Here is a 13577-nt window from a genome sequence, read left to right as displayed (position 1 = left end):
TCTGTTGATGATTGTCTATAGTTGTAACGTAACAAAAAAAGTTCCTGAGGGACAACATCTGCTTACCAAAAACGAATTCAAATTCGAAGAAAAAGAAAAACCTTTTAAATCCAATTTACCGGATTACGTCAAACAAAAGCCAAATGGTGGAGCGCTCTTTGGATTGTTTCCTTTAAAATTATTATTGTACAATTCTGTTCCGGCTAAATTTGATACCACGTTTGCCGAATATTATGATTTGACCAAAAAGCGTAGGACGCAAGAGTCTTTGGATAGTTTGTTGCAGAAAAATGGTTTGGAAGAATATACCGGGAATTCTCTTTGGCTAAAAAGATTTCGATACAACCAAGGCGAACCTCCGGTTTTAATCGATACTGCGATGTCCGCTTTTTCGGAAGAAAATTTGGAGAATTATTATTTTGATCGCGGCTATTTTGATGCCGAAGTGAAATCTGAACATGATTTGGACAGTGCTGCAAAAAAGGGTGAAGTGATTTATAACATCCAACCCGGTGAAGTTTCTATAATCGAATCTTATGCACACATCATAAAAGATACAGCCCTATTGCGCCAATATGAAAATTTGGTAAAAAGAGGTTCTGATATCAAAGTGGGAGAGCGTTATGACATGGATAACTTCATGTCAGAACGCGATAAAATAGAAGAATATTTTAAAAACAGAGGATATTGGAAGTTCAATGAAGACGGTCAAGCGGTAGAATTTACGGCTGATACGACTTTGAGTGATAAACAACTCGCAATTACGTTATTGATCCCAAAAGGAGCCGATAAAGATTCCATAAGGGTGAAAGAAAAGTTTGCAAAATACCGTTATGGAGAAATCCACCTTTATCCCGATTCTGACCCTGTTCCGCAAGATAAAGAACCGCCGGTTTATTATGATACCATTTATGAAGGTTATCATCTGCACTATGTAGATCCAAAGATGAAATACCGTCCTAAATTTTTTACAGACGCAATGGTTGTTCGTGATTCTTCACTGTATCGATTTATTTCTGAATCTCAAACCAAACGAAATTTCTCCAAAAGGGAAGGAATCAATTTAACATCCTTTTCCTATAAATGGGATGAACAAAATGCTGAATTGATCAGAAATGACAGTATCCTAGATGTGGATTTGTATTTCCGGGCAAAAAAGAAATACGATATCTATTATGGTGCAGAACTTTCTTGGTCTGAATTCATGAATTTCGGGATTTCACCTAGAGTGTCTTTGGTGGCTCGAAATCTTTTTGGTGGAGGAGAAAATCTGGAAACAACCGTAAGAGGAACGCTCGGAAATGTCAACAAAAAATTTACAGACGAAGGCAGTTTTTTCAATGCTTTTGAATTGGCTTTTCAGTCAAAAATCGGTTTTCCGTATTTATTATTTCCTTTAAAAGTAGATAATCTATTTTCCAAACGCTTTTATAAACAAACCGACTTCAGAATCGGTACTTCCGTTCAGCGAAACATCGGATTGGGAAGGGTTACTTATTCGACCGGATTGGATTATAATATTTCTTACCGGGACACTCACTCGCACATGTTGAGTGTGTTGAATACAGAGTTTGTGAACAATCTTCAAAAGGAAAATTATTTCAATGTATTTGAAGGTGATAAAAACATTAAAAATAATTTTTTCAATCAATATTACTTTATGTATAACCCTGCAGCGGCAATTCAGCATTATAATGGAGAGTTATCGGACATAGATGTAATAGAAATGATTTATGATGATCAAGCTTTTTTAACTTCTCTTGATGAAGATGGTTTAGAATCTTTGTCCATTTTTGAAAACATGAATTTCAGAAGACAAACCATTACGCAAGACGTGTTGATTACATCGCTGATTTATCAATACACTTGGGACCAAAGTCAGCGTCGAAATGTAAAAAATCCTTGGTTATTCAAAGGAAGAGTAGAAACTTCAGGAAATATTTTGAGTTTACTCGATAATGCTTTTGGTTTTTACCAAACAGAAAACGAACAAGGAGATGAGTCAGGGATGGTTTTCAATGTTCCTTATTCGCAATTTGTAAAATTGGATGTTGACATCCGCAAATATTTTAATATCAATTCCAAATCAACATTGGCAACTCGTGCATTATTTGGATTTATCCAACCTTATGGAAATACGGATTTCATACCTTTTTCACGTAGTTACACCGCAGGTGGAGCCAATGACGTCCGAGGTTGGACGGCAGCAACATTGGGCCCTGCAGATTTCCCGAGATATGCAGGAGGAGATGATGTTTTTGCTATCGAGCGTTTGAAATTATTGTTCAATGTCGAATACCGATTTAAAATGACCGATTTATTTCACGGTGCTTTTTTTGTGGATGCCGGAAATATTTGGGGGACTGATAAAGACAATGAGTTGACACTCTTTAGATTCAAGGATTTTTACAAAGAATTGGGTATAGGTTCAGGATTTGGTTTGCGTTTGGATTTGACCTATTTGATCATTCGTTTGGATTTGGCTTATAAAATTCACGACCCGAGTTATCCGCTTGGCGACCGATGGCAATTTGACAATTTGAATATTCTCAAACCACGCTTAGCATTTGGAATCAATTATCCTTTTTAAATAATTTAAGTTCTCTATATTTGTCGAGAGATAAAGCATCAAAAAATCAATTATGAGTAGAAAATTTCCTGCCGGTGTAGCTACCGGCTCATTAGTAAAAGAAATCATTCAAGACGCAAAAGAAAATCACTATGCTTTGCCGGCTTGTAATGTTATTGGGTCAAGTACTGTGAATGCCGCTATGGAAGCTGCAGTTCAAGTAAATTCTCCATTGATCATTCAATTCTCAAATGGAGGTGCTGCTTATAATGCCGGAAAGGGTTTGAAAGGTGAAAACCAATTAGCAGCCATCAAAGGTTCTATCGCAGGTGCTTTACATATTCATGCTTTGGCAGAGGCTTATGGAGCGACGGTTATTTTGCATACAGACCATTGCGCCAAAAATTTATTGCCATGGATCGACGGAGTAATGGATGCAAACGAAGACTTTTACCATAAAACCGGAAAAACGCTTTTTAGCTCACATATGTTGGATCTTTCAGAAGAACCATTGGAAGAAAACATGGAGATTTCGAAGAAATATTTGGAAAGAATGTCCAAAGTTGAAATGACATTGGAAATCGAATTGGGTATCACGGGTGGAGAAGAAGATGGAGTTGACAATAGTGGTGTGGACAATTCTTTATTATATACACAACCGGAAGAAGTTGCTTATGTTTATGAGCAATTGAAATCAGTAAGTGACAATTTCTGGGTAGCTGCGGCATTTGGAAATGTGCATGGTGTTTACAAACCCGGAAATGTGGTTTTGACACCAAAGATATTGGATAATTCGCAAAAATTCATCGAAGAAAAATTTGGAACAAATAAAAATCCGGTTGATTTCGTATTCCATGGAGGTTCTGGTTCTACACTAGAAGAAATCAGAGAAGCCATCGGATATGGTGTGATCAAAATGAACATCGATACCGATTTGCAATTTGCATTTATGGAAGGTGTGCGTAAATATTTTGATGCGAAAAAAGATTATTTACAAGCGCAAATCGGAAATCCGGAAGGAGACGATAAACCGAACAAAAAAATCTATGATCCAAGAGTTTGGTTGAGAGAAGGAGAAGTATCATTTAAAGACAGGTTGATTCAAGCTTGTGAAGATTTAAATAATATCAATCGACTTGGATAATTTAGAAAACATATACGATAACGAAAACCAAGGTAAGAAAAAAATGGCGTGGTTTAGACGAACGAAAAAAAATATCACGACGGAACAGAAAAAAGATGTTCCCAAAGGACTTTGGTACAAGTCTCCAAGTGGTAAAATCATCGATACAGAGGAGTTAAGAGCCAATATGTATGTGAGTCCGGATGATGATTTTCATGTTCAAATAGGGAGTCAAGAATATTTTGAAATCCTTTTTGATGATGGTAAATTCAAAGAACTGGATGCGAAAGTAGAGAGCAAAGACCCATTGAGTTGGAGCGACTCTCAGAAATACAAAGACCGTCTGAAAGATGTGAAAAAGAAAACGGGACTAACAGATGCACTCCGCTCTGCGACCGGGAAAATGAATGGAAGGGATGTCGTGGTCAGTGCGATGGATTTTAAATTCATCGGCGGATCACTAGGTTCTGCGATGGGGGAAAAAATCGTCCGAGCGATGGCTTATTGTTTAAAAAACAATTTACCTTATATTTTGATTTCCCAATCAGGTGGTGCTCGTATGATGGAAGCAGCGATTTCACTTATGCAAATGGCAAAAGTAGAAGCGATGCTTACCAAAATGGCCGATGCAAAACTTCCTTATATTTCTGTTTTGACCAATCCAACTTATGGAGGTGTAACGGCATCATTTGCATCAGTTGGAGATTTGGTGATTGCAGAACCCAGAGCTTTAATTGGGTTTGCAGGACCAAGGGTCATCAAAGAAACCATCGGTAGAGACTTACCGGAAGGATTCCAAACCTCTGAATTTTTATTGGAAAAAGGATTTTTGGACATGATTGTACACCGCAAAATGTTGAAAAAGCAAATTTCCGAATCCATTAACCTATTGATGCCTACGGGAGTAGAGAAAGCTGCTGCAAAAAAGTAAAAATTATTTGTAAAAGATAAAAGGGAATGTTTATATTTGCGTCCCAATTGCGAGAATAGCTCAGCTGGTAGAGCACGACCTTGCCAAGGTCGGGGTCGCGGGTTCGAGTCCCGTTTCTCGCTCTATTTATTTGAAATAGAAAATTACCATGCCCTGGTGGTGGAATTGGTAGACACGCAGGACTTAAAATCCTGTGGACATTAGTCCGTGCGGGTTCAAGTCCCGCCTGGGGTACTTAAAATCCTGATTACCATTTGGTTTTCAGGATTTTTTAATTTTTAAGAATGAATCAAATGCTTTTCCATTATTCCCGTAAAAAATTATTTTCCATTTTTCTGGTTCGATTTATTCCTTCTTTGGTATTTCTTTATATAGCCCTTTGGGTGGGTGAAGTGTTTTGGATTGCGACGATTTTGCTATGGGTAGAAGCGCTAATGGAAGTGGTTTGGCGAAATGGAAAAGGATATTGTGAAATTACTGAAGACCATATTTCTTCTATCCGTATTTTTGATAGGAAAAAAATTGACATTGCGGACATCCGACAGGTATTTACTTATGATGGCGAATGGACATTTCGAAATGCTGAGAAAGAGATCCGGATCAAACGAAACCATATTCGCAAAAGCCAGTTAAATTGTTTCGATGAAAAAATAAAGAAAATTCAAATCAAATATTGACGGAAACAGTTGCGCTCAATTTAGGTAGATTTTCACGTAGTAATTAGAATATAAAAACCGTCTCAATATCAAATTGAGACGGTTTTTTATGTTCAATAATCCTGCTTGATTATTTCCAATAATTCCAGTTTGCACCGTCATAGATTGCAATCATATCGGCATCGGTATCATAAACCATCGTACCGGCAATTGCTCCGACCATGTTCAGGTGAGGACTGGCGATTAGAGGCAGAACCATGGCTTTATCGGTTGATTCCAAAACCAAAACACCCGGTTTTGAAGAGGAACTGGCACCGATAATTACACCATCACCCGTATCAGATCCTGCATTGATAAAAGAATGGGATACTGCATCTCCCTGGACGGTTAGATTTGTCCATCCACCTGTTCCGCCTGTGTTTTTACCTTCCCAAACCTGAACGGTATTTTCTGTCGTATTAAAGATAAAAGTTCCGCCTACTGCTCCAGGGGCTGTATCTACCGAAGGTAAAATAATTCCTTTGCCATCTGTTCCAAAATCCAGTAATACGCTGGAATTGGCGACAGTTGGTTTTCCGATGGCTATTTGTGAAAATCCGAAGTTTACTGCTAAAAGTCCTAAAAGGGCAATTATTTTAAAATATGTTGTATTCATTTTAATTTATTTTTTAATTATTCGTTACATCCTTTGTCAATACAATTCCAACCGGTTCTTGCGGTGTCAACTCCAGGGGTGCTTCCTCTGTAAAGTTGGACGCATTTTAACTCTGTATTGTAAATAATCATACCTTCTACAGGTGTCAGCGCGTCTCTTTGCAAAGTGTTCATATGGGTAATGACCATTCCTTTTTGGGCTGCATCTAGAACCAAATAGCCGTTTGGTACAACATTCGGCCAGTTGGCTACGGAAGGTTTTCCTTTGGTCAATATTCCGGTTTTTGAATAACCGCTTGGTGTTCCGGCAAGACCCGGTTTGACACAGGGGCTGTCAAATGTCACGTTATTATGAATCATTATGTTATTACAATTGCCTCCTTGACCGTTGTTGTCGCATTCAAAATGAGGATCTGTAGGTGGAATTGTGATATCTGAATTGGTGGCATCAGGGTCGGTTACGTCGTTTGGACGTAATATTGCCGCTTCCACTTCTTGTGCTCCCGGAGTTACCAAATTGGTTGCTTCAATTGTAATCAAATAGGTGATTTCACAACCGGAAGGTAAATCCAATTTTGACGTATAGGTGTTTGTGGTCGGGTTAAAGGTCAAAGCTGTGCTTTCGATTCCACAGGAATTTGTCTGAAACACATAGGATACAGGTGTAAATCCTTCCGGAACCGTAAAGAAAAATCCGGCATCTTCAACATCGCTTGGCCCGTCATTTTTTACACCGACAGTGTACAATAATTCGCTTCCTTCATAAATAATCGATTCATCTGCTGAAAGACTTGAGATCAATAAATCGGCAATTTTTACGATTACTTCTGCTTGGATGGTAACTTCCTCTCCTTTTATAAATGTCCAGGTGTCTATAGCTTTTTCATCTCCAAACTGACCGGAAACACCTGAACCACCTACTCCCCATTTATGACCATTACTAGTACTGCTGATTCCGGTACTGTTTGCAGGGGGTAGATGGGAATTATTTTTAGGAGATGGATTGGAGCCGTTCGTAACATTGGCTATATCTCTGTCATCCCAATATACAATGTCTGATACAACAACGTTCAGATTGTTATGATTCAATAATTCTAAAATTGTTCCGAATCGGTTGTACTCCATATCTATATAGGGGAAATGCACTTCCGCTCCTTGTAATTGTACGGTTATATTGACAGGGAATGTTCCTACCGGAGATTCGTTTCCGTTGCCGTCTTCTCCATCCCAATAGATGGTATTATGACCGGCTGTTGACGAACCGGTAATTACTCTTGTGGCAAAAGTAGGATTGGAAGGAGTGCTTTCAATCACGATATTGTAATTTCCCTGTACATCTGCATCAAACTCTATATATCCGCCTTTATTACTTACTTGCCCCGGAGTACCTTCAACTCCTGTTACGACAACATTTGACACCGTTGGAACCGTCACCGGATTACTCAACCAAGTTGTTCCACCGGGAACCGCACCGCTTGAAGATGTAGGTAAGTCAGTAGACGGTAATGTATAGAAGATTTTATGTGTGATGTTTATGGAAGTGTCGGCAATTCTCGGGTCATGTACTTTTCCATCTAAAAAGGTGGAAGTTGAACCATTTAAACTTTTGTATATAGGTTCCTGTGTAGTTTCATCTAAGAAACCATTGTTATTGACAAAAAAGGTGAAATAAAGACCGTTGTTCCCATTGTTGTTTACCCGATAGGTATAACCATCTTTGGTGCGTGTATACATACGTCCATAGAACCCGCTCGAGTTCGCTTGGTTTGTTCCATTGGTGAAATTCAAAACGTTAGCATAAACACGGCCTTTTATGAATCCTGTATTTGCAGTATTGATAACGGAAACATCCCAAGCCACTATACCGTCACTTCCCTGGGACCAATTATCGTTTGCATTATAGGTGGTACTGGGTGTAGCTGTTGTTCTGCCAACAAATTCAACACGGTAAATCCCATCTCCACCTACGGGAACTGTATAATAAATAGGCGTATACCGATTCCCTCCGGTTTGTCCAAATAGTTGGGGACCTGCTAATTCTGCCGTACGGTTGGTGATTCTTCCGGTATTGGTATTGTTAACTACAGTTGTTCCGCTTGGAGAAATTAAGCGAATTCTGGGATTTCCCGATAAGTTTTGTACGCTGGAGGCAAGGGTAATTCTTTCTCCTGCTTTTGCATATACATAGTGCGTTCCTTCCGTAGGGAAAGGCCAGTTTTCAGTTGCAGCGGTAGATGAGCGTAAATACGCCCGGACTCCTGGGGCTCCGGATGGGTAAAGATCTTTGGAACCATCTGCCAATAACGGAACGCTGCATAATAAGGTCAAAAGTAATAGTAAAGAGGTGCTGAATAAATCAGCAAAAATCTGTTTAATGTTTTTCATATGATAATTTTAGTTAGGTATAAATTTGCCTGTCAGGCTATTTTGTATAAATCGCAACTTGTGCAACTTAATGGAAATTGATTTAGCAATTTTTGGAAAAACGGGAAAGAAATAAGAAAAGGCGGGTTCTTAATTACTGAAAAAAAACAGTTGAAATAAGTATCGAAATATCTTAAATGAGATGGCTTTCCATTTTTATCTGAATTGATAAAACTTATGATAGCCGGGCAGGAGGTGGTCTGGAAATATAGGGTTGATTTTCAGAAAAGACCGATTTGATTTCGCGTGAATAGGAAATGATTCCGGAACTATTTATAAGAATAGGATAGAAATCATGTTTCACCAAATCAACGGCCGAATTTTGTTTTTTTGTCCATGAAAAAGGATTGGCAGAAGCAACACCGGGAAAATAACCTTGACCATAACTTTGGCTTTCGTTGAACGGAAATGAAAGATAGTTCGATGGGCTTTTTTTCGTTATTTTCTCCTCGGTTTTTGTTTCTTTTATTTGGGCAATTTTCTGGGGTCTTTTTTCTTTTTTCGGAGATGTTTTTTCTACTTGAGGTTCCTCAACTTTCTGGATAATGATAAATTCACTATTGATTTTTGACAGAGTAGTTGTCGTGTTTTCTGCGATGTAAATTTTGGTATTTCCCTTTATGTGAATTATTTCAGGTTTATTTTTCTGAAATTCAGGAGATGGGATAGACAGCGTATCGGAAATGGATGTGGGTTCCTCACTATTCTGGATAGCCAAACTTTTCTCCCCATTCGCCTGAGCATTTATACAGGGAGGAAGAAAAAATAAAAAAGTGCAAAAAAACAATATCCGAATTGGAAATGAATAGGTTATAGGTACGGTATGTTTTTTTGAAGTAGCTTTTAAATAGGCCTTCAATTTTAAAATAGATTAGATTAGTTTAGTTCCAGCGAATGTATAACAATAATTTGAATTATCTCTTCTTTTTTGAAAGAATAAATTACATCTTATCAACTAAAAATCTGAACGATCTTATTTGGTTAAAATCTAAATAGATAATTGGAATAAAAAAAACCTTGACATTTCTGCCAAGGTTTTACTATGGAAAATTCTAATTTATTATTTCACTTCTTCAAAATCTACATCTTCCACTTGATCATCTGCATCGGCTGTTTCGTTTGTAGACTCAGTGTTTGCGCCCGGATTTGCACCTCCTTGTTGTTCATTCATCGCTGCATAAATTTCCTGAGAAGCCGCTGCCCAAACCTCATTTAGTTTTTCAACTGCCGGATCGATTTGTGCAACTTCTTGTGTCGCATGAGCCGCTTTCAAGTCTTCCAATGCAGATTCAATCGGCGCTTTTTTATCGGCCGGAATCTTATCCCCAAACTCTTTCAATTGTTTTTCCGTTTGGAAGATTAAGGCATCAGCACCATTGATTTTCTCGATTTTCTCTTTGGCTTCGGCGTCTTTTGCAGCATTTTCTTGTGCTTCTTTTTTCATGCGCTCGATGTCCGCATCGCTTAGTCCTGAAGAAGCTTCGATTTTGATCGATTGTTCTTTTCCGGTTCCTTTGTCTTTTGCAGACACATTTAGGATACCGTTTGCATCGATGTCAAAGGTGACTTCGATCTGTGGAACACCTCGCGGAGCAGGCGGGATGTCAGTCAAATCAAATCGACCGATTTCTTTGTTGTCGTTAAACATGGATCTTTCTCCTTGTCCAACTCTCAATGTTACAGCAGGCTGATTGTCCGCAGCCGTAGAGAAAGTTTCAGACTTTTTGGTTGGAATCGTCGTGTTGGCGTCAATCAACTTAGTGAAAACACCACCCAAAGTTTCGATTCCTAAAGACAATGGTGTTACGTCTAGCAACAATACGTCTTTCACATCTCCAGTCAAAACCCCACCTTGAATTGCAGCACCGATGGCAACTACTTCGTCCGGGTTAACACCTTTTGAAGGCGCTTTTCCGAAGAATTTTTCGACTTCCTCCTGAATTTTTGGGATTCGGGTTGAACCACCTACCAGAATTACTTCGTCTATATCGGAAGCTGAAAGGCCTGCATCGTTCAATGCTTTTTTACAAGGCTCCATAGAACGACGGATCAAATCATCGCTCAACTGTTCAAATTTGGCTCTTGTTAAAGTTTTTACCAAGTGTTTCGGTCCCGAAGCCGTTGCTGTGATATACGGCAAATTGATTTCGGTTTGAGAAGAAGAAGACAATTCGATTTTGGCTTTTTCAGCTGCTTCTTTCAAACGTTGTAATGCCATCGGATCTTTTTTCAAATCGACAGACTCTTCAGCGTTGAATTCGCTTGCTAACCAATTGATGATCACATTGTCAAAATCATCCCCACCCAAATGGGTATCACCATTTGTGGACAATACTTCAAAAACTCCGTCACCTAATTCCAAAATGGAAATATCAAATGTACCACCTCCTAAGTCATAAACAGCGATTTTTTTATCGCCTGTTCCTTTGTCCAAACCATAAGCAAGTGCAGCTGCCGTAGGTTCATTGATGATTCTTTCTACTTTTAGTCCTGCGATTTCACCTGCTTCTTTGGTCGCTTGACGTTGGGCGTCGTTAAAGTAAGCCGGAACGGTGATGACCGCACGGGTTACTTCTTGTCCCAAATAATCTTCAGCTGTTTTCTTCATTTTTTGAAGAATCATCGCCGAAATTTCTTGTGGCGTATAGGTTCTTCCATCAATTTCTACGCGTGGCGTATCATTGTCTCCTTTTACTACGGTATAAGGAACGTTTTCAATCTCTTTTGCATCTTCAGAGAATTTAGTTCCCATGAAACGTTTGATCGAATAAATCGTTTTTTGCGGATTGGTTACGGCTTGTCTTTTTGCCGCATCTCCTACTTTTCTCTCGCCACCTTCTACAAAGGCAACGATAGAAGGAGTCGTTCTTTTACCTTCTGCGTTTGGAATAACGGTTGGGTCGCTACCTTCCATCACTGCTACACAGGAGTTTGTTGTTCCTAAGTCAATTCCAATTATTTTACTCATTTTCTATTTTTTTATTTTCTAATTAAAGTTTGATTTTCTTCTAAATAGGCAATGACTATGCCAATGGAAGAATTAGAAAATTTTGTCAGGAACTTATGACAGCTTGGCATATTTTGGGTTTTTAATGTTCTTTTTGGCGTGCCCCGTTGTATGAAAATTCGATTATTGATTTTAAATATTCTCGCAACGGGAACTGGCTATCCGCTGTATCTTTTGCTTCATTGCATTTCGCAAAAGGATGCCGCTACTATCCCTCACGCATTTATACCGTTTTAATAATTCTCTGAGGTTCATATAAAGAAACCTCCAAGAAATATTTGGAGGTTTAAATTTACTTGATAATTTGTATTTCTATATCCCAATTTCTACCTGAAAACGAACATACCAATTGTTGGTGTTTTCATCCAAAAAGTAATCGTGCGTTTCGTAAGTTGCTTCTGCTTGAAGTTTGAAAGCATGCTCCCAAATGTATTTGGTAAGGCCCAAACTGAATTGTTGTGTATTGGGCTCGAAATTTCGGATTTCATCATCCACCCATTGGTTAGAATACCTGCCGATGACCTCAAAATTATTTTTGAACAAATAACTCCCTTGGAAATCAACTCCTTTTCCGACAAACACATAGCGGATGTCATTTGCATCTTCAGGATTGACCGTAACCGGATCATCTGCCATTCTGGTCATAAAAGCAGACATAAACGCCCAACCGTCATATTTAAAAATCAAATCCCCAAAAACGGAACGCATGGTTCTGGAAGCAAACAATTCCTTGCCCAATTGTCCTCTTTCTCTTTTGGCTTGATTGTTTTGGCTATAAGCGGCAGAAAGCATCAATTTCGGTTTGGTTTCCCGCATCAAATCTCCTTCAAAATAAGCACCAGTTTTTTTAAATGACCCAAATGGATAGAGCTCCGCTTTACCGGTAAGCGCTAGACCGGTGTCATTATTGTCCGTCCAATTTCTTCCTTCACCCATGGAAATAGATCCACGGAAATTATAGGACAATTTATCTTCAAATTCATTCGTATTGTGAATCTGTAAACCGAAATCTCGGTCGATGTTAAACTTTGCATTGTTGATCGTTCGATCGGTCAATTGTAATCCTCCAGAAGAATTGAGTCGTTGTCGGTTTCCCGGTAATTTGGTTTGTCCAAAACTGAAATCCCAATGTTCATTTGGTTTATAGACTACAACTGCATCTCGGATGATGTTGATGTTGCCACCATCTTCCAATTCACCTACATCTTCCGGTGCAAAAGAAAGCTGGATGGAATACATGAATTTCGGATTTCCCACATAACCATCGAAACGAAGACGCAATCTTCTGATTTGTGCATCGATCGATTCATCTCCAAATTCATCTTCATAAAATGTAGCTCTGTTTTGCATACGGAAACGTATGTTCAATTGGAAAATGCTATCAGGAGAAGTCAATCCCAAACCTTTACCATAGCTGTAATAAGGCAACGCCGCGTATTGGGTTTCGCGTAAAGTATCGTATTTGATAATTTGTCCAAATGAGAATGTACTTAAAATCAAAAATAAGAAAAGGATAAATTGCTTGTTCACTTTTGTTTGGTTTGATTTGCAAAACTAAGTTTTTTCAAACTTTCCCGATTAGTTTTTAAGATAATATAAATTAGACCTAACAGAAGATGGTTCAAAATTCATGTTTTCTTGTTCTTTGATTCGATCTGTCAATAAAATACCATCCAAATGATCCCTTTCATGTTGGAAAATTACCGCCGTAAATCCTTCCATCATCTCAGTTAAAGTTTCACCAATTAAATTTTGATAACGAACTTGAATAGCGTAATGACGCATCACCAAACCTCTTTCATCAAATGACAAATCACCTTCTGGTCCTTTTTGCATCAATACAGATTGCCAAATGATTTCAGGATTGATGAACAATTCAAATGGTTTTTCCGGTTTGTCAAATCTTTGAACCCAAACCATCCTTCTGTTGATGCCGACTTGAGGTGCTGCGATGCCTACTCCACCTTCATTTTTTACAGAGAGAAGCATGCGTTCAGCTAAAACTTGGGTCCATTTGTTTTTGGGTTTAATCGGATGGGAAATGGCTTTTAATGTGATGGAATCAGTTGGGGAATTTCTGTTATAAACCCGCATCATTTCGGTCGAATTCGATCCAATCAATTGTTTTTCGGTTTCTGATATTTTTTCAAATTTTTGTCCAAATGAATTTGACCCAAAACCCAAAATCAGAATGGCTAAAAATAGTTTCATCC

The 13577-nt window shown here is 38.5% G+C and carries 10 protein-coding genes and 2 tRNA genes; 6 read left to right on the top strand and 6 right to left on the bottom strand.

The annotated features are described in order from the left end of the window. The first annotated feature begins 4 nt into the window (after positions 1–4). The 6 genes from tamL (at position 5) to HU137_RS12525 (ending at position 5300) form a co-directional block, all read left to right on the top strand. Positions 5–2590 carry a translocation and assembly module lipoprotein TamL gene (gene tamL, locus HU137_RS12550; protein WP_182044203.1) on the top strand — a complete coding sequence of 862 codons (2586 nt, stop codon included), beginning with the start codon at positions 5–7 and terminating at the stop codon, positions 2588–2590. Positions 2591–2642: 52 nt separating this feature from the next. Beyond that, a complete protein-coding gene (fbaA, locus tag HU137_RS12545) occupies positions 2643–3713 on the top strand; it encodes a class II fructose-bisphosphate aldolase (RefSeq protein WP_182044202.1) in 1071 nt (356 codons plus the stop codon). Between the two features lie 43 nt (positions 3714–3756). Continuing rightward, a complete protein-coding gene (gene accD, locus HU137_RS12540; RefSeq protein WP_182044201.1) occupies positions 3757–4623 on the top strand; it encodes an acetyl-CoA carboxylase, carboxyltransferase subunit beta in 867 nt (288 codons plus the stop codon). A gap of 49 nt (positions 4624–4672) precedes the next feature. After that, positions 4673–4745 (top strand) — tRNA-Gly (locus HU137_RS12535). Positions 4746–4773: 28 nt separating this feature from the next. Then, a tRNA-Leu gene (locus tag HU137_RS12530) sits at positions 4774–4857 on the top strand. A gap of 50 nt (positions 4858–4907) precedes the next feature. Next, entirely contained in the window at positions 4908–5300 is a 393-nt protein-coding gene (locus tag HU137_RS12525) for a hypothetical protein (RefSeq protein ID WP_182044200.1), read from the top strand. Between the two features lie 109 nt (positions 5301–5409). Here the strand turns inward: HU137_RS12525 and HU137_RS12520 are convergent, their stop codons facing one another. The 6 genes from HU137_RS12520 to def form a co-directional block, all read right to left on the bottom strand. Beyond that, complete coding sequence (locus HU137_RS12520; protein WP_182044199.1) at positions 5410–5934, bottom strand: hypothetical protein; 525 nt, start codon at positions 5932–5934, stop codon at positions 5410–5412. 17 nt (positions 5935–5951) lie between these two features. Continuing rightward, positions 5952–8318, bottom strand: coding sequence for a DUF11 domain-containing protein (locus HU137_RS12515; RefSeq protein ID WP_182044198.1), 2367 nt, complete (start codon positions 8316–8318; stop codon positions 5952–5954). A gap of 214 nt (positions 8319–8532) precedes the next feature. Then, positions 8533–9075, bottom strand: coding sequence for a hypothetical protein (locus tag HU137_RS12510; protein WP_182044197.1), 543 nt, complete (start codon positions 9073–9075; stop codon positions 8533–8535). Between the two features lie 342 nt (positions 9076–9417). Next, on the bottom strand, positions 9418–11325 hold the full coding sequence (gene dnaK / locus HU137_RS12505) for a molecular chaperone DnaK (protein WP_182044196.1): 1908 nt from the start codon (positions 11323–11325) through the stop codon (positions 9418–9420). Positions 11326–11676: 351 nt separating this feature from the next. Continuing rightward, positions 11677–12894 (bottom strand): porin, encoded by a 1218-nt coding sequence (locus tag HU137_RS12500; protein WP_182044195.1) that lies wholly within the window; start codon positions 12892–12894, stop codon positions 11677–11679. 48 nt (positions 12895–12942) lie between these two features. After that, a complete protein-coding gene (gene def / locus HU137_RS12495) occupies positions 12943–13575 on the bottom strand; it encodes a peptide deformylase (RefSeq protein ID WP_182044194.1) in 633 nt (210 codons plus the stop codon). Positions 13576–13577: the final 2 nt, after the last annotated feature.

The sequence above is a fragment of the Moheibacter lacus genome, from assembly GCF_014042165.1.
Lineage (GTDB): Bacteria > Bacteroidota > Bacteroidia > Flavobacteriales > Weeksellaceae > Moheibacter > Moheibacter lacus.
Note: the sequence above shows the minus strand (reverse complement) of the source record. Positions and strands in the feature narration are given on the sequence as shown.

What these genes read in the sequence shown, in the direction of transcription:
- fbaA (WP_182044202.1), top strand. Translation starts at nt 2,643, where the DNA reads ATGAGTAGAAAATTTCCTGCCGGTGTAGCTACCGGCTCATTAGTAAAA.
- accD (WP_182044201.1), top strand. Translation starts at nt 3,757, where the DNA reads ATGGCGTGGTTTAGACGAACGAAAAAAAATATCACGACGGAACAGAAA.
- HU137_RS12525 (WP_182044200.1), top strand. Translation starts at nt 4,908, where the DNA reads ATGAATCAAATGCTTTTCCATTATTCCCGTAAAAAATTATTTTCCATT.
- HU137_RS12520 (WP_182044199.1), bottom strand. Translation starts at nt 5,934, where the DNA reads ATGAATACAACATATTTTAAAATAATTGCCCTTTTAGGACTTTTAGCA.
- HU137_RS12515 (WP_182044198.1), bottom strand. Translation starts at nt 8,318, where the DNA reads ATGAAAAACATTAAACAGATTTTTGCTGATTTATTCAGCACCTCTTTA.
- dnaK (WP_182044196.1), bottom strand. Translation starts at nt 11,325, where the DNA reads ATGAGTAAAATAATTGGAATTGACTTAGGAACAACAAACTCCTGTGTA.
- def (WP_182044194.1), bottom strand. Translation starts at nt 13,575, where the DNA reads ATGAAACTATTTTTAGCCATTCTGATTTTGGGTTTTGGGTCAAATTCA.